General features: G+C 32.2%; 14 protein-coding genes, 1 tRNA gene and 1 pseudogene. 13 read left to right on the top strand and 3 right to left on the bottom strand.

What is annotated here, in order from left to right; all coding sequences use genetic code 11:
• Nucleotides 1-161 precede the first annotated feature (161 nt).
• The 3 genes from CX675_RS16295 to CX675_RS16285 all read left to right on the top strand — a co-directional run bounded on the left by CX675_RS16295 (nt 162) and on the right by CX675_RS16285 (nt 2,005).
• Nucleotides 162-788, top strand: a complete 627-nt coding sequence (locus tag CX675_RS16295; RefSeq protein WP_240723671.1) for an AAA family ATPase — start codon at nt 162-164, stop codon at nt 786-788.
• Between the two features lie 735 nt (nt 789-1,523).
• A tRNA-Ile gene (locus CX675_RS16290) sits at nt 1,524-1,597 on the top strand.
• 216 nt (nt 1,598-1,813) lie between these two features.
• Complete coding sequence (locus CX675_RS16285) at nt 1,814-2,005, top strand: hypothetical protein (RefSeq protein ID WP_240723670.1); 192 nt, start codon at nt 1,814-1,816, stop codon at nt 2,003-2,005.
• A 13-nt stretch (nt 2,006-2,018) separates the two neighbouring features.
• On the opposite strand, the gene CX675_RS16280 is transcribed toward CX675_RS16285, so the two are convergent.
• The gene (locus CX675_RS16280) at nt 2,019-2,609 is read right to left on the bottom strand and encodes a riboflavin synthase (RefSeq protein WP_130736313.1); all 591 of its coding nucleotides are present in this window, start codon (nt 2,607-2,609) and stop codon (nt 2,019-2,021) included.
• Nucleotides 2,610-2,666: 57 nt separating this feature from the next.
• On the opposite strand from CX675_RS16280, the gene pdxA reads away from it, so the two are divergent.
• From pdxA to accC, 6 genes are all read left to right on the top strand, one after another.
• Nucleotides 2,667-3,710 (top strand): 4-hydroxythreonine-4-phosphate dehydrogenase PdxA, encoded by a 1,044-nt coding sequence (gene pdxA / locus CX675_RS16275; protein ID WP_130736312.1) that lies wholly within the window; start codon nt 2,667-2,669, stop codon nt 3,708-3,710.
• Nucleotides 3,711-3,797: 87 nt separating this feature from the next.
• On the top strand, nt 3,798-4,337 hold the full coding sequence (locus CX675_RS16270) for a DUF177 domain-containing protein (protein ID WP_130736311.1): 540 nt from the start codon (nt 3,798-3,800) through the stop codon (nt 4,335-4,337).
• A 9-nt stretch (nt 4,338-4,346) separates the two neighbouring features.
• Nucleotides 4,347-4,541 (top strand): 50S ribosomal protein L32, encoded by a 195-nt coding sequence (rpmF, locus tag CX675_RS16265; protein ID WP_026993360.1) that lies wholly within the window; start codon nt 4,347-4,349, stop codon nt 4,539-4,541.
• 160 nt (nt 4,542-4,701) lie between these two features.
• The gene (locus CX675_RS16260; RefSeq protein ID WP_130736310.1) at nt 4,702-5,700 is read left to right on the top strand and encodes a beta-ketoacyl-ACP synthase III; all 999 of its coding nucleotides are present in this window, start codon (nt 4,702-4,704) and stop codon (nt 5,698-5,700) included.
• A 25-nt stretch (nt 5,701-5,725) separates the two neighbouring features.
• A complete protein-coding gene (gene accB / locus CX675_RS16255; RefSeq protein ID WP_130736382.1) occupies nt 5,726-6,214 on the top strand; it encodes an acetyl-CoA carboxylase biotin carboxyl carrier protein in 489 nt (162 codons plus the stop codon).
• Nucleotides 6,215-6,308: 94 nt separating this feature from the next.
• Nucleotides 6,309-7,661 (top strand): acetyl-CoA carboxylase biotin carboxylase subunit, encoded by a 1,353-nt coding sequence (accC, locus tag CX675_RS16250; protein WP_130736309.1) that lies wholly within the window; start codon nt 6,309-6,311, stop codon nt 7,659-7,661.
• 78 nt (nt 7,662-7,739) lie between these two features.
• Here the strand turns inward: accC and CX675_RS16245 are convergent, their stop codons facing one another.
• Nucleotides 7,740-9,629: a S9 family peptidase gene (locus CX675_RS16245; RefSeq protein ID WP_130736308.1), complete on the bottom strand. Its 1,890-nt coding sequence runs from the start codon at nt 9,627-9,629 to the stop codon at nt 7,740-7,742.
• 121 nt (nt 9,630-9,750) lie between these two features.
• Nucleotides 9,751-13,422, bottom strand: a complete 3,672-nt coding sequence (locus CX675_RS16240) for a reprolysin-like metallopeptidase (RefSeq protein WP_240723669.1) — start codon at nt 13,420-13,422, stop codon at nt 9,751-9,753.
• 231 nt (nt 13,423-13,653) lie between these two features.
• Between CX675_RS16240 and CX675_RS16235 the strand changes: the two genes are divergently transcribed.
• The 4 genes and pseudogenes from CX675_RS16235 to CX675_RS20210 all read left to right on the top strand — a co-directional run.
• Nucleotides 13,654-14,916, top strand: coding sequence for a dicarboxylate/amino acid:cation symporter (locus CX675_RS16235; protein WP_130736307.1), 1,263 nt, complete (start codon nt 13,654-13,656; stop codon nt 14,914-14,916).
• 2 nt (nt 14,917-14,918) lie between these two features.
• Nucleotides 14,919-15,611, top strand: coding sequence for a DedA family protein (locus CX675_RS16230; protein WP_130736306.1), 693 nt, complete (start codon nt 14,919-14,921; stop codon nt 15,609-15,611).
• On the top strand, nt 15,608-16,720 hold the full coding sequence (locus CX675_RS16225) for an FAD-binding oxidoreductase (protein WP_130736305.1): 1,113 nt from the start codon (nt 15,608-15,610) through the stop codon (nt 16,718-16,720). The genes CX675_RS16230 and CX675_RS16225 overlap by 4 nt, the downstream gene beginning before the upstream one ends.
• Before the next feature lie 3 nt (nt 16,721-16,723).
• Nucleotides 16,724-16,898 (top strand): annotated as a pseudogene (locus tag CX675_RS20210) (monofunctional biosynthetic peptidoglycan transglycosylase); the annotation flags it as partial.

Genomic DNA, 16,898 nt, shown 5'->3' with positions numbered 1-16,898 from the left:
AATTAAGAAAATCACAAAGAAGTAAAGCCAAAATAAAGATGGCTTTACAAGAGCCAAGTGGTTCAGGAAAAACTATGAGTGCAATATTAATTGCATAAGGATTAACAAATGGGAACCTTAATAAAGTTGCTATTATTGATACAGAAAATGGAAGTGCTGACTTGTATGCTAACTTAGGAAAATTCAATGTACTTCCATTAGATAATCCACATCCACCTGAGAGGTATATTGAAGCAATTGAAGTTTGTGAAAAAGCAGGTATGGAAGTAATCATTTTAGATTCAATTTCACATTGCTGGGATTTTCTACTTGATTACCATTCTTCTCTTGCTGGTAACTCTTTTGCTAATTGGAGTAAAATAACACCAAGACAAAAAGCTTTTGTAGATAAACTGCTCAATAGTAATTCTCATATTATAGCAACTATGAGAGTGAAACAAGATTATGTTTTATCTGAGAAGAATGGTAAAATGGTTCCTGAAAAAGTAGGTTTAAAAGCTATACAAAGGGATGAGATTAGCTATGAATTTACAATTGTGTTTGACATTGATAGTAAATATTTTGCTGCCTCAAGTAAGGATAGAACTTTATTATTTGAAGGTAAACCTCAATTTATCATTAATACACAAATAGGAAAGAAAATCTTGAATTGGTGTAATAGTACCATGACAAAAGAAGAACTCAAAGTAAAAGTAATTGAATGTAATACTTTGAAAGAACTTACAGAACTCTATCAAAATAATCTTGATTTGGTCAAGACCATTGAAAAAGATTTCATTGATAAATGAGATTTACTTCAGAACCTAATTAATAACGCAATTAAAAATTCTATATTATGAAAACTATTTTAATAACATTTTTATTTATTAGCTTAAAAATATATTGTCAGGATGTTACAAATTATGATGTTATAAAGAATTAACATCGAGTAAGAATATTGATGATTATATAGATAAAAATTTTAATTCTGGTAAAATTTCCAAATCATCTGTTGAGAATGTAAAATTGACTTATCATAAATATAATTTAGGAAGTAATAGAGAGATTGCTTTTGTGGAAGATGGACAGAACTTTGTTTATTGTGTTTTTATTTATCTAAAAGATTTTGAAGAATTAAGAATAGGCCTTTATTTAACTAAGTTTAGGTCAGTAAGTTTTAAGAAAACAGCAGTATTTATTGATTATAATTATATTGAGTATTCTTTAGAAAAAAATGATAACAATTTTATATTTACAAAGATGCTGAAATTTTAATTTCAGATTAATTATTCATTTACCAATTAAGAATAATATTACTAGAATAAAATTAAAATTATTCCTTTAATATTGAAATTATACAGGTACAATATAGGTGCAATATAGGTGCAAGATTATTGATAAAAAAGAGTAAAAAAGTGAAAACAAATGAAATAATTTTTTAAAAACGTTTTGTTGAATTAAAAATAAGTAGTAATATTGCACCCACAATAAAAATAAAGGTTTACAAGGATTATAGTACTTTGTAAAGCTTAAAAAGATTAACTGGTCCTATAGCTCAGTTGGTTAGAGCACCTGACTCATAATCAGGTGGTCCCTGGTTCGAGCCCAGGTGGGACCACAATAAAACAAAATAGCCTTATATATAAGGCTATTTTGTTTTTATAAGAAAAATAATTTTAAAAGTTTTTGTTTAAAAAAAATTGTTTAATACAGAAATATTTATATTTTCGTAACTGATAAAATGATTGGCCTCAATTTATTCATTGAATATTAATGAACAATTTCTTTCAAAATTAGAAAAAGTTTATATTTTTGTAACCTAATGAAGATTATGATGAACAAAAGACTAATTCTTTTATTGGTTTTGATGTCTTTTCAGAATGTTTTTTCTGATTCGACACCACCGCCTCCACCGCCAACTCCACCACCTGGATTGCCTATTAACAATACTGTTGTTGCTATGATTTTTGTTGGATTATTGCTTGGTTTTTATCTGATAAGAAAATTTAAAGTAAGAAGGGTTTAGAATTGTTAAGGTTTTAAATCCTTAAATCTTGTATTCTTTTTACATATTTTCCAATAACATCAAATTCTAAATTAACAACGGTACCCACTTTAAAATTTTTAAAATTGGTGTTTTCGTATGTATATGGAATTATGGCTACCGAAAATTCATTTAGCTTTGAATTTATAACGGTAAGACTGGTTCCATTAATGGTTATAGATCCTTTTTCAATGGTAATGTTTTGTAAGTTTTTATTATATTCAAATGTAAAATACCAACTACCATTTGCTTCTTTTGTTTCTTTGCATATTCCTATTTGATCCACATGTCCTTGAACAATATGACCGTCAAGACGATCGCCTAGTTTCATGGCTCTTTCTAAATTAATAATATCATTAGTTTTCCAAGAAGCAATATTCGTTTTTTCAATTGTTTCTTTAATAGCAGTAACTGTATATATTGCGTCTTCAATTGCTACAACAGTTAAGCAAATACCATTATGAGCAACGCTTTGGTCGATTTTTAGCTCATTGGTAATGCTAGATGCTATTTTTAAATGTATATTTTCCTTTTCTTGGATAATTTCAACAACACTTCCTAATGTTTCAATAATACCTGTGAACATAACTGATTTATTTTACTAAATTTGTGGTTCAAAAGTAAGCAATAAATCTAACTAGTTATGGTTAAAAAGGCAGAAAATATAATTGTAGGGGTATCTATAGGTGATTTAAATGGTATTGGTCCAGAGGTGGTTTTGAAAACATTTGAAGATAATCGAATGTTAGAGCTTTGTACTCCAGTTATTTTTGCAAATGTAAAAATCATGTCTTTTCTGAAAAAGAATTTGCATTTAGATTCTAGTTTACACGGGATTGATAATTTAGATCAAGTTGTTTTAGGAAAAATAAATGTTTTAAATGTTTGGAAAGAAGGTGTGAATTTGGAATTTGGGAAGAATGATGAGGTGGTAGGAAAATATGCTGTTAGGTCTTTTCAGTCGGCTACTAAGGCCTTGAAAGAAAAAAATATAGACATATTAGTTACTGCGCCTATTAATAAGTATAATATTCAATCTGAGGATTTTAAATTTCCTGGGCATACAGATTATTTAGATAAGGAATTGTCTGGTAATGCTTTAATGTTGATGGTGCACGATAAATTAAGAATAGGTTTGCTTACGGATCATATTCCTGTAAATGAGATTTCTAATCACTTAACTGAGGAGTTGTTGGAAAGAAAAGTAGATATTATTCTTAAAAGTTTACAAGAAGATTTTGGTGTTGTAAGACCTAAAGTGGCTGTTTTGGGTTTAAATCCGCATAGTGGCGATAATGGGGTTATTGGTACAGAAGAAGAGAATATAATTAAACCAGCGGTAAAAAAAATGTTTGATTCTGGCAAGATGATTTTTGGTCCATACGCTTCTGATAGTTTTTTCGGTTCTTTACAACATGAAAAGTACGATGCTATTTTAGCAATGTACCATGATCAAGGTTTAATTCCTTTTAAGACATTATCTTTTGGTAATGGTGTAAATTTTACAGCTGGTCTAAATCGAATTAGGACATCACCAGACCATGGTACTGCATATGAGATTGCTGGAAAAAATATCGCTAAATACGACTCCTTCAAAGAAGCGGTATATTTAGCGTTAGATATTTATAGGAATAGAAATGAATATCAGGAACTTACAAAAAGACCTTTAAAAGCAAAACAAAATTAGTTGTAAACAAAAAAATGTTTATAACGTGTTTGATTTTATAATAATTTTATATCTTTGCAACCCCTTAAAGAAAGGTTGACTGTTGTTATGAAAAATTTAAAAGCATATTTAGTTCAGTTTTCTGGATTAAAAATAGGGAAGCATCAGTTTGAATATCAATTAGATAATTCGTTCTTTGGGCACTTTAATTTTGAAGACTTTAATAGTGTAGATGTTAAAGTAAATTTGATTTTGGAGAAGAAAAGCAATATGCTTGAATTGAATTTTAAGCATAAAGGAATTGTTAATGTGCCTTGTGATATCACAAATGAACCATTTGATTTGCCAATAAAAGGGAAATTAAGATTAATTGTGAATTTTGGAGAATCATTTAATGATGAGAATGAAGAGTTGCTTATTTTGCCACATGGTGAATTTCAACTAGATGTTTCACAGTACATTTATGAAATGATTGTGCTTTCTGTTCCTGCTAAAAGAATACATCCTGGTGTTAAAGATGGAACTTTAAAAACAGATGTTTTAAACAAGTTAGATGAATTATCTCCAAGATTAGACAAGGAAGAAGGAGAAGATAAAAATATTGACCCAAGGTGGGAAGATTTAAAAAAACTATTAACGGATAAATAATATAGTAAAATGGCACATCCTAAGAGAAAAACCTCGAAAACGAGAAGAGACAAGAGAAGAACGCACTATAAAGCGTCTGTTCCTCAAATTGCAACATGTCCTGTTACAGGTGAAGCACATTTATACCATAGAGCTTACTGGCATGAAGGTAAAATGTACTACAGAGGTCAAGTAGTAATTGATAAAGCAGAAGCAGTAGCTTAATCGCTTTAAAGAAATAGAGAAAAACTCTCACAAGGTGAGAGTTTTTTTGTTAATATACTTTTTTTATATTAAAAGCTCTATTTTACTTAGGTTTGATTTTTTTTTTGTAATTTCAAACACTTTTTTATTAAGTAATTTTTAAAAAAGAAAAATTATTTTTATGAATAAAATTACAGCCGCAATAACAGCAATTGGCTCATATGTTCCTGATTATGTTTTGTCTAATCAAGTATTAGAACAAATGGTTGAAACCAATGATGAATGGATTACAACTAGAACAGGAATAAAAGAAAGAAGAATCCTTAAAGAAGAAGGACAAGGAACTTCCTTTTTGGCGATTAAAGCTGCTCAAAATTTAATTGAAAAAGCAAATATCGACCCAAAAGAAATTGATTTGGTAATTATGGCAACGGCTACTCCAGATATGCCAGTTGCATCTACAGGAGTGTATGTAGCCACTCAGATTGGAGCTACTAATGCTTTTGCTTACGACTTACAAGCTGCTTGTTCCAGTTTTCTATATGGAATGTCTACCGCTTCAGCTTATATACAATCAGGAAAATATAAAAAGGTTTTGTTAATAGGTGCAGATAAAATGTCCTCTATTATCGATTATACAGATCGTGCTACTTGTATCATTTTTGGTGATGGAGGTGGAGCAGTTTTGTTTGAACCTAATGAAGAAGGTTTAGGGCTTCAAGATGAAATTTTAAGAAGCGATGGAGTGGGTAGAGAATTTCTTAAAATAGAAGCAGGTGGTTCAATTTTACCTCCTACAGAAGAAACAGTAAAAAACAAACAGCATTTTGTTTTTCAAGATGGAAAAACAGTTTTTAAATATGCAGTTTCAGGAATGGCTGATGTAAGTGAGAAAATAATGGAAAGAAATCAATTAACACATGATGATGTGAATTGGTTAGTTGCACATCAAGCTAATAAAAGAATTATTGATGCTACAGCAAATAGAATGGGTGTTGACGAGTCTAAAGTTTTGGTAAATATCCATAGATATGGGAATACCACTTCTGCAACTTTACCCTTATTGTTGTCTGATTTTGAAGATCAATTAAAAAAAGGAGATAATATTATTTTTGCAGCCTTTGGAGGTGGTTTCACTTGGGGAGCTATCTATTTAAAATGGGCATATAATAAAAAATAACAAACCAAACCAAATGTCAAATAGTATGGATATTAGAGAAATTCAAAACTTAATTAAATTTGTAGCAAAATCAGGAGCTACCGAAGTAAAGTTAGAAATGGACGATTTTAAAATCACCATTAAAACTACTAATGAGGGTGCGGAAAGTACTACTACTTATGTTCAGCAAGTACCAGTTTCAAATGCCTTGCCGCAAGCTCCAGCAAATCAACCAGTTGCGCCAACAGCTCCAGCGGTTACTCCAACTTCAAAAGAGGGAGAAGATACATCAAAATATATTACTATAAAATCTCCAATTATAGGAACTTTTTACAGAAAACCTGCACCAGACAAGCCTGTGTTTGTTGAAGTGGGAAGTACTATTTCTAAAGGTGATGTGGTTTGTGTAATTGAAGCAATGAAATTATTTAACGAAATTGAATCTGAAGTTTCAGGTAAAATCGTTAAAATTCTAGTAGACGATTCTTCACCAGTAGAGTTTGATCAACCATTATTCTTAGTTGATCCATCATAAATGAGTTAGAAATTAGAGTTAGAAGTTAGAAAAATTTTCTTTCTTCCTTTCCTGGTCTAATTGACACTTTGTCTAATTGTCTAATGTAAAGAATATGTTTAAAAAAATATTAATAGCTAATAGAGGTGAAATTGCATTACGTGTAATTAGAACCTGTAAAGAGATGGGAATCAAGACTGTAGCGGTTTATTCTACAGCAGATGCAGATAGTTTACATGTGCGTTTTGCAGATGAGGCTGTTTGTATTGGACCTCCTCCAAGTAACCTATCTTATTTAAAAATGTCTAATATTATTGCTGCTGCTGAAATTACTAATGCAGATGCAATCCATCCTGGATATGGTTTCTTGTCGGAAAATGCTAAATTTTCTAAAATATGTGAAGAACATGGAATCAAATTTATTGGTGCTTCTGCCGATATGATTGATAAAATGGGAGACAAAGCAACTGCTAAAGCAACTATGAAAGCGGCTGGTGTTCCTTGTGTTCCAGGTTCAGATGGGATATTAGAATCTTTTGAGCAAGCTCAGGAAATTGCCAAAGAAATGGGTTATCCAGTAATGTTGAAGGCAACTGCTGGAGGTGGTGGAAAAGGTATGAGGGCTGTTTGGAAACCTGAAGACCTTTTAAAAGCTTGGGAAAGTGCACGTCAAGAAGCAGGTGCTGCTTTTGGTAATGATGGAATGTACATGGAAAAATTAATTGAAGAACCTAGGCATATTGAAATTCAAGTTATAGGGGATTCTTTTGGTAAAGCATGTCATCTTTCTGAAAGAGATTGTTCGGTACAAAGAAGACATCAAAAATTAACTGAAGAAACACCTTCTCCATTCATGACAGATGAACTTCGTAATAAAATGGGTGATGCTGCAGTTAAAGCATCAGAATTTATTAAATATGAAGGAGCTGGAACAGTAGAGTTCTTAGTGGATAAGCATAGAAATTTCTATTTTATGGAGATGAATACGCGTATTCAAGTTGAACACCCAATTACAGAGCAAGTAATTGATTACGATTTAATTCGTGAACAAATATTAGTAGCAGCTGGAGTGCCAATTTCAGGAAAAAATTATTTCCCGCAATTACACTCTATAGAATGTCGTATTAATGCAGAAGATCCATACAATGATTTTAGACCTTCTCCAGGTAAAATAACCGTTTTACATTCACCTGGCGGACATGGAGTGCGATTAGATACACATGTATACGCAGGATATACTATTCCGCCAAATTACGATTCTATGATTGCTAAGTTGATAACTACGGCTCAAACAAGAGAAGAAGCGATTAACAAAATGAAACGTGCTTTAGATGAATTTGTAATTGAAGGAATAAAAACTACGATTCCTTTCCATAGACAATTAATGGATGAGCCAGATTATGTTGCTGGAAATTATACCACAAAATTTATGGAAACTTTTGTTATGAAAGAAAAAGTAGAAGATTAATAAATAAAAAAACTCCCAATTTTTGGGAGTTTTTTTATGGTCTTATCTAGTAAATTATAGCCTTTTTTGTGTGTATAATTATAATGTTTCTTTTAACCATTTGAAAAATTCTCTTTGCCAAACTAAACCATTTTGAGGTTTTAATATCCAATGATTTTCTTCAGGGAATAACATAAACCTGCTTTTAATTCCTTTTAATTGAGCGGCTTGAAATGCTTCTTGACTTTGTCCCATTGGTACACGATAATCTTTTGCGCCTTGAATAATAAAAATAGGAGTGTCCCAATTGTTTACTAATGTAATGGGATTAAAATCTGTATAAGATTTTTGAGCTAATTTATTTTCTTTTTCCCAGTATGCACCGCCCATATCCCAATTCGTAAAAAAAACTTCTTCTGTAGTACCATACATGCTTTGAGTGTTAAAAATTCCTGCGTGGGCAATAAATGTTTTAAAACGTTTTTTATGAATACCAGCTAAATAGAATACTGAATATCCTCCATAACTTGCACCTACTGCTCCTAACCTCGATTTGTCTACATAATTTTCTTTGGCTACATCATCAATAGCACTTAAGTAGTCATCCATTACTTGACCACCCCAATCTTTACTAATTTGTTCATTCCATGCTACCCCATGACCTGGCATGCCTCTTCTATTTGGGGCTACAACAACATAGCCTTGTGATGCCATCACTTGGAAATTCCATCTAAAAGAATAGAATTGTGATAAAGCTCCTTGAGGACCGCCTTGACAATACAATAGAGTAGGGTATTTTTTGGAAGCATCAAAATTAGGAGGTAAAATTACCCAAACTAGCATGTCTTTGCCGTCTGTAGTTTTTACTATTCTTTTTTCTACTTTTGGTAGACTTAATTTAGAATAGGTATCTGTGTTTATATTAGTTATTTGATTCCAGCTTTTCTTTTTTATGTTATAACTAAAAATTTCATTGGCATGATTCATGTCGCTTCTGGTTACTAAAACCACATCATCTTGAAAGTCAATGATTTGATTAACATCGAATTGCCCTTCCGTAATTTGATTTACTCTAACAGCTATTTTAGTTAAACCAGGAAAATTAACTTCAAATAATTGTTTTGTCCCATCTACTGGAGCTAAAAAATAAACTTTTTTATTGTCTTTGCTCCATAAAAAACTATCTACAGTTCCATCCCAGCTAGCTGTAAGATTAATATCTAATCCTTTATGTCGTACAATAATGTCATTTTTGTCAGCTTCATAACCGTCTCTTTTCATTTGCAACCATGATAAATCACCTGAAGGAGAAAATTGAGGAGCAACATCATATCCTAAATTTTTCTCGGTAAGATTTGTTGTTGCTTTAGTATCTATATTGTATTCATATAAATCGGTATTGGTGCTGGTTGCGTAATCAGTTCCTATTTTCTTTTTACAGACATAAATTACTTTTGAGCCATCTGGTGACCAAATGTAATCCTCATCACCTCCAAAAGGTTTTTGGGGACAATCGAAAGGTTCATTTGAAAGAATATCAATTTCTTCTTTTTTATCATTGGTAAGGATTACATGATTGTGTTGTCCATCGTTATAGGTATCCCAATGACGATAATCTAACGCATTAAAAATTTGAACATCACTTTTTTCTAATTCAGGATAAAAATCTTTTCCATGTACTTTATCTATTTTGACTTCTTTGTCACTTAAAACCCATTGGCCATTTTGGTTTTTATCTGTAATTAAATCTTGGTGGTTTTTGATGATATTTGCTTTTCCTCCAGTAATCGGAACGCTATAAAACTCAGAACTAGACTTGTTGTCTTCTATTGATGGAGTACTTACCTTATAAATAATGTTTTTTCCATCTTTCGAAATCCCTAAAGGAGAAATACGTCCTAGTTTCCACAGTAATTCTGGAGTCATTACTTCTTGTCCGTTTGCTGCAATTCCTGCCATGCTAATCAATATTAAAGCTATTTTTTTCATTGTGTTTGCTTTTTTATAAAGTCTAAAATTAGTTATTTTTAAAGAAATAGACGTTTAGAAATTCATAAAATAGAAAAGACCTTCAATTTGAAGGTCTTTTCTGTAAATAGATATTTTAAAATTATTGTTTGATAAAGCGTTTGCTTATAGTTGTTTCGCTGTCTAAAATTTCTATAATATAATTTCCAGCAGGTAATGAAGTTACATCAATAGACTCATTAGTAATTCTACCGTTTAATACATTTTGTCCAACTAAACTATATACTCTAAAAGTAGCTTTATCACTAACAGAAGTTATATTTAATAGTGATGAAGTTGGATTAGGGTATAATGTAATCTCTGGTTGAGCTACGAATGTATTCTCTTCTTTACCTGATGAAGTGATGTTTACAGTATAGTCTTCAACTTGTCCGTAAGTAAATGTTTCACAAGTTGATGGTATACCGTTATACTTCATTGAAACTCTCATTCTAGTTGCTCCTAAATTTGCACTTGATGGTATAGAAATTGTACCGCTAATAGGTGTTGTTTTTGAAGCTGATCTTGAATATACGAGTTCCCCAGAATCATTAAAATCGCCATCTTGATTGAAATCAATCCATACAGCATATCCTTCGTTATAGATTGTTCCAGTCCATAATGGAGTGATAGTGATTGTTTGAGAAGTTCCTCTTGTAACATTTGTAGATAAGGAAGTGAAATCTTCATAGCCAGCTGTTCCAGTAGATGCATTGTTGATGCTTCCATATACCACGCGAGCAATTCTTTCATCATTAGTATTGTTACCTTGAGAACTACAATAAGTTACAGTATTAGCAAGTGTAGTTACATTAACAACATTGCTTGAAGCTGAAACATTTCCTGCAGCATCTTTAGCTTTTACTGAGAAAGGATAAGTAGTAGAAGGAGTTAATCCACTAACTGCTAAAGTTCTTGTAGTTGTGGTGCTTCCAATAAGTGTTGTACCTCTAAATACATCATATCCAGTTACGCCTACATTGTCGGTAGAAACTGTCCAAGATAAGTTGGTTGTTGTTTGTGTTGTTCCTGAAGCTGATAATGTTGGAGCGGAAGGTGCTGTTGTGTCTGCAGAACCAGCTACAATATTTATTGTATAATCTTCTACTTCACCATATGAGAAAGTTTCACAAGAAGTAGGAATTCCATTATATTTCATAGAGATTCTCATTCTTGTTGCACCATTTGTGGCTGTCGAAGGAATTGTAAAACTTCCTGTTACTGGACTAGTTGTGCTTGCTGCTTTACTCCAAACTAATTCTCCTGAATCATCAAAATCACCATCTTTATTATAATCAATCCAAGCAGCATAACCTTCACTATAGACAGTTCCTGTCCATGTAGGAGTGACTGTTAGGGTGTATGAAGTTCCTTTATTTAAACTTGTAGAAATGCTTGTAAAGTCTGAATAACCATTATTTCCAGTAGAAGTGTTGTTGATTGTGTTTAATTGAACTCTTCCTATATATTCGTCAGATACAGTATTTCCTTTACTAGAGCAATACGTTGGGTCTGTTGTACCTGTTAAAGTTGTAACAGTAGCAGTATTGCTTGCAGAAGATAAATTTCCTGCAGCATCTTTTGCTCTTACTGTAAAACTGTAAGTTGTAGCTGGTGTTAAGCCAGTTACAGTATATGTTGTACTTGAAGCTGTTCCAATTTGTGTTCCTCCTTGGTATACATTATATCCAGTTACTCCTACATTGTCAGTCGAAGCTGTCCAAGAAAGGTTTGTAGTAGTTTGAGTTGTTCCAGATGCAGTTAAGTTTGTTGGAGTTGTAGGTGCAGTTGTGTCATTGCCTGATCCAGCGGTAATGGTAAAGTTGGTATTTGAAACATCAAAGAAAATGTGATTTGTTCCTTTTACCATTATTCTACATTGAGAAGACGGTGTATTTGGGATTGTCACTGCCTGAGAACCATCATTGGGCGTTGAAGCTAATAGAGTAGACCAAGTAGAACCACCATTTGTAGAAATTAAAATATCAACATTAGCACAATTTACTCCGTTTGAAGTTGTTCCGGCTACATTCCAAGTAATAGTTTGAGTTGAGTTTCCTACATAAGAAACTGCAGTATTTGGTGATGAAACAGCAAAAGGACCAGCAGTACTGTTTACAGTAACAATCATATCATCACTATTATTTGCACTTCCTCCAGCTCTATTGTCACGTACAGTAAATCTAAAATTCATTGTTCTTGCAACAGATGGCAAGGCTTCAACTGTAATTTCAGAGCCTGAAGTTGTCGTTGCTCCAGCTAAAACTCTAGACATTTGTGGGAAATAACGAATAGGAGATGTGGTAGGAGTGTATGATCTGAATGTAGGACCAGAAGTTTTTGTAGCACTTGCTGCAGAACTTGATCCAGTTTGAGAAGATGACGCGTTGTCAAATTGCTCCCAGCAGAAAGTTAATGCATCTCCGTTTGCATCTGTACCGGATCCTGTTAACATAAAAGGAGTGCTTTTTGGAATAGTATAGTCTAGACCAGCATTTGCAGTTGGTACAGAATTTCCAGTATTTGTGACTGTTGGACAAGTTTTATTTTTAATATTATTAGTTACTTGTTGAATGCTTACAGCGTGAAAATACGCGTCAGAATGTGGTTGGATATCTTGGCTAGTAATGCCGGCATATCCCATAATAGTTGATCCTGAACCAGGTTCCATATTTGCTCCAGTACCTTCATTGTTCATTGAAAATGTATGGTTTGCACCAAATTGATGTCCTAATTCATGAGCTACATAATCAATGTCGAAGTTGTCTCCTGAAGGAATTCCATCGGCAGGAGATGTGTATCCGCTACCTTTTTGATTATTTACACATACACAACCAATACAACCCGCATTTCCACCACCACCAGAAGCACCGAATAAGTGACCTACATCATAGTTTGATTCTCCAATTACAGATGATAAAGTAGATTGTAATTCGCTATTCCAGGCTCCTCCAGCGCCACTTGACGCATTAGAATATGGATCTGTTGATGCATTGGTGTAAATTACTGCATCTGTATTTGAAATTAAAACAAGTTTTACACCAAAATCTTTTTCAAACACACCATTTACGCGTGTCATAGTATTGTTGATTGCTGCCAATGCATTCGCTTTTGTTCCACCAAAATAAGCGGTATATTCACCAGTTACAGACATTGCTAAACGGAAAGTTCTTAACTTTGAATCATCTGCATTAGGACGCAATGCGTCACCATTATCTGGAGACATTTTGTGGCTCACTTCATCAATTACACTACATTCAAATTTAGAAAATGCTGCTTTTTTATCTGTTTTTTTATAAACTGTGTAAGTTGTTAAATCACTAGTATAAGGTTCGATAAACTCTGCAGCTCTATCTGCATGAAGTGTCATGGCTTGTAAACCAAGAGGTGATATACTGAAATAAATAGTTGAAGATGGATTGTCAATTCCTTGACCTACATAAGATTTAATTTGCGGATATCTTGTAGCTAAATCTTCGTCCATATTAGAATATTGTACAATTTTAAAACTTTCTAATACACCTTTGGAATTAGGGAAAGCTAAAACAACATTTGATTCTGAGGCTCTCGATCCTTTGTTAGGTGTTGTTGTTAGTTTTTGCTTCATTTTTTGGAGATCTAATGAAAAAAGTTTAGGATCTTTAATCATTGTTTTGTTAGCAACCACTTCCGAATTCGCCTTTTTCTGAGTGGTTACCCAAAAAGAATCTCCCTTTTGCCCAAAAGAGAGACTACTAATTGCCATGAGGGCAATTAAAAAGAATTTTTGTTTCATAATTTGTATTTGTTTTGTTTTTAGCACGCCAAATATATGTAATATATATGGAATAAAATTACATTTTACCTATAAATATGGTTAAATAATAAAAAATAATTCATTGATTAGTTGTTTTTATTAATAAAAATCTTATGTCGTATAATACTTGAAGAGTTTTAAAAAATGATTTATTTATAATTTTTTAGGAAAAATATGCGTATTTTCACAATCTTTAAATAGAATGTAAAAATGAAGAAATTAGCATTACATTGGCAAATTTTACTAGGAATGATTTTTGGGGTTTTATTTGCTATTGTTTTAATTCAATTTGATTGGGGAAAAGATATAATTGTAGATTGGGTTAAGCCTTTTGGTAATATTTTTATTAATCTTTTAAAGTTAATTGCTGTTCCATTAATATTGGCTTCTTTAATTAAAGGAGTTTCGGATTTGAAAGATATTTCGAAACTTTCAAAAATGGGAGGAAGAACAATAGGGTTGTATATTGTGACAACTATTTTGGCTGTTTCAATTGGATTAGTAATTGTAAATATTGTAAAGCCTGGAAGTTATATTTCTCAAAAAACAAGGCAAGAACTAGTTGATGGTTATGCAAATGATGCTAATTCTAAAATTGCTTCTGCTGAGAAACAAAAAGAAGCAGGTCCTTTACAAGCTTTGGAAGATATCGTGCCGAGTAATATTATAGGAGCTTCTGCAGATAATGGTAACATGCTTCAAGTTATCTTTTTTGCCTTATTCTTTGGAATTGCTTTAATATTAGTGCCACAAGAAGTTGGTGCTCCAGTAAAAGCTTTCTTTGATGGTTTTAATGAAGTAATTCTCAAAATGATTGATATCATAATGCTAGCTGCACCTTATGGTGTTTTTGCTTTATTAGCTTCTTTAGTAGCAGAATCGCCTAGTATCGATTTATTCCAAGCTTTAGCTGTTTATGGAATTTGCGTTGTTTTTGGTTTAATTATAATGATAGGCGTTTATCTATTAATCGTATACTTATTTACAAAGAGAAAACCTAGCTTCTTTTTAAACGGAATTTCACCAGCACAATTATTAGCTTTTTCTACCAGTTCGTCAGCAGCTACATTACCAGTTACAATGGAACGCGTGGTAGATAACTTGGGTGTAGATGATGAAGTGGCTAGTTTTGTATTGCCCATTGGAGCTACAATTAATATGGATGGAACAAGCTTGTATCAAGCGGTGGCTGCTGTTTTTATAGCGCAAGCTTTTGGAATGGATTTAAGTTTTGGAGTACAACTTGGTATCATTGCGACTGCTACTTTAGCTTCAATAGGTAGTGCTGCTGTCCCAGGAGCTGGAATGGTAATGTTGGTAATTGTTTTAGCCCAAGCGGGTATACCTGAGGCTGGGTTGGCCTTAATTTTTGCTATTGACAGGCCTTTAGATATGTGTAGAACCACAGTTAATGTAACCGGAGATGCTGCGGTATCTATGGTTGTTGCAAAATCTGTAGATAAACTAACTTAAAAATGGAAGATTTTCATTGGACAAAGCTTTTTAATCCAGAATTTTATATTACAATGGAGGTTGGTGGAATTCCAATAGGAATTTATATGGTTTTGTTCATTGTTTTTGCTGAAACAGGATTGTTTGCGGGTTTTTTTCTACCTGGAGACAGCTTACTTTTCCTGTCTGGAATTTATTCTAGAGAATTAGTACAAACTTTTTTTTATATCCCTAGTGATTTTTCAAATGTTACCATTTTGTCTCTATTAATAGCCAGTGCTGCTACTTTGGGTAATATGTTTGGTTATTGGTTTGGAGCTAGGAGTGGGCAATTTTTGTACAAGAAGGAAGATAGTTTCTTTTTTAAGAAAAAATACTTACTTCAATCCCAAGATTTTTTTCAAAGACATGGAGGAAAGGCGATTATTTATGCTCGTTTTTTACCAATTGTTAGAACGTTTGTCCCTATAATAGCAGGAATTGTACACATGAAAAAGACCAAATTTATGTTTTATAATGTGTTGAGTTCTTTAATGTGGTCTTTTTTTCTGGTATTTGCTGGTCATTATTTATACGGAATGTTTCTAGACGAATTAGGCATAGATTTAAAAGAGCATATTGAAAAAATAATTCTCATCTTAATTGGTGTTACTACATTTCCTTTAGTAATGAAAGCGATAAAATCTAGAAATTCTAATGCAAATCAAACAACATAATGTTTAGTTATTGGGAATTAAAAAATTGGTTTACCAATGTTGATTATACTATTGTAGGAAGCGGAATTGTAGGGTTACATTGTGCTTTGTATATAAGAGGAAGGTTTCCTAAATCGAAAATTTTAATATTAGAAAAAGGAATGTTACCGCAAGGTGCCAGTACCAAAAATGCTGGATTTGCTTGTTTTGGGAGTATATCTGAAATAATTCATGATTTAAAATATCATACTGAAGAAGAAGTTATCCAATTAATTCAAAAAAGAGTTTCAGGGTTACAATTGCTAAGGAATAGATTAGGAGATGCTATTTTAGATTATAAAAATTATGGCGGTTATGAACTATTCTTAAAAGAAAATGAAGCCTTTTATGAAGAATGTGTTCAAAAAATACCCTTTATAAATAGTTTATTAAAGCCATTATTAAAATCAAATGTTTTTATAAAGAAACAAGACAATTTTAATTTTAATTTGATTGTAGAAAACCTAATTTATAACCCTTTTGAAGGACAAATAGATACAGGTAATATGATGCAAGCTTTATTAAAAGAAGCCATAAAAAATGATATCTTGATTTTAAATCAACAGGAATTACTTTCTTATGAAGATTTAAATGATAAGGTAGAAGTACAAACGAACGCAATTTCATTTATAACTCAAAAACTATTATTTGCAACCAATGGCTTTGCTGCTACATTAACAAAAAATGAATTGCAACCAGCAAGAGCTCAAGTGCTTATTACAAAGCCAATTCAAAATCTTCATATTACAGGAACTTTTCACTTGGATGAAGGGTATTATTATTTTAGAAATATTGGTAATCGTATTCTTTTTGGAGGTGGAAGAAATCTTGATTTTGAAGGGGAAACCACTACAGAACTTACGCAAACAAAAATTATTCAAGACCAGTTGGAGCTATTGTTAAAAAATGTAATTTTGCCTCATACATCTTTTGAAATCGATCATCGATGGAGTGGTATAATGGGAGTGGGAAATCAAAAGAAACCAATTGTAAAACAACTGTCTAATAACGTGTATTGTGGTGTGCGTTTAGGGGGCATGGGAGTAGCAATTGGAAGCTTAGTAGGAAAAGAATTAGCAGAATTAATATAGCGTATGGTAAAAAAAACTACTCCTAAAAAGAAAACTACAAAAGCGACTAAGAAACGTACTTTCGGTCAAAAGTTATTTCGCTTTGTTTGGAAAACAATACTTTGGTTTAATATTATTAGCGTCTTTTTTGTTTTACTGTATAAATTTGTACCAGTACCCTTTACACCATTAATGATTA

The sequence above is a fragment of the Flavobacterium sp. J27 genome (assembly GCF_004303025.1).
Taxonomy (GTDB): Bacteria; Bacteroidota; Bacteroidia; order Flavobacteriales; family Flavobacteriaceae; genus Flavobacterium.
The sequence above is the reverse complement of the archived record's forward strand: the minus strand, read 5'-3'. Positions and strand labels throughout refer to the sequence as shown.

Coding starts and splice junctions, on each gene's coding strand:
- CX675_RS16285 (WP_240723670.1), top strand. CDS start 1,814: ATGAACAAAAGACTAATTCTTTTATTGGTTTTGATGTCTTTTCAGAAT.
- CX675_RS16280 (WP_130736313.1), bottom strand. CDS start 2,609: ATGTTCACAGGTATTATTGAAACATTAGGAAGTGTTGTTGAAATTATC.
- pdxA (WP_130736312.1), top strand. CDS start 2,667: ATGGTTAAAAAGGCAGAAAATATAATTGTAGGGGTATCTATAGGTGAT.
- CX675_RS16270 (WP_130736311.1), top strand. CDS start 3,798: ATGAAAAATTTAAAAGCATATTTAGTTCAGTTTTCTGGATTAAAAATA.
- rpmF (WP_026993360.1), top strand. CDS start 4,347: ATGGCACATCCTAAGAGAAAAACCTCGAAAACGAGAAGAGACAAGAGA.
- CX675_RS16260 (WP_130736310.1), top strand. CDS start 4,702: ATGAATAAAATTACAGCCGCAATAACAGCAATTGGCTCATATGTTCCT.
- accB (WP_130736382.1), top strand. CDS start 5,726: ATGGATATTAGAGAAATTCAAAACTTAATTAAATTTGTAGCAAAATCA.
- accC (WP_130736309.1), top strand. CDS start 6,309: ATGTTTAAAAAAATATTAATAGCTAATAGAGGTGAAATTGCATTACGT.
- CX675_RS16245 (WP_130736308.1), bottom strand. CDS start 9,629: ATGAAAAAAATAGCTTTAATATTGATTAGCATGGCAGGAATTGCAGCA.
- CX675_RS16240 (WP_240723669.1), bottom strand. CDS start 13,422: ATGAAACAAAAATTCTTTTTAATTGCCCTCATGGCAATTAGTAGTCTC.
- CX675_RS16235 (WP_130736307.1), top strand. CDS start 13,654: ATGAAGAAATTAGCATTACATTGGCAAATTTTACTAGGAATGATTTTT.
- CX675_RS16230 (WP_130736306.1), top strand. CDS start 14,919: ATGGAAGATTTTCATTGGACAAAGCTTTTTAATCCAGAATTTTATATT.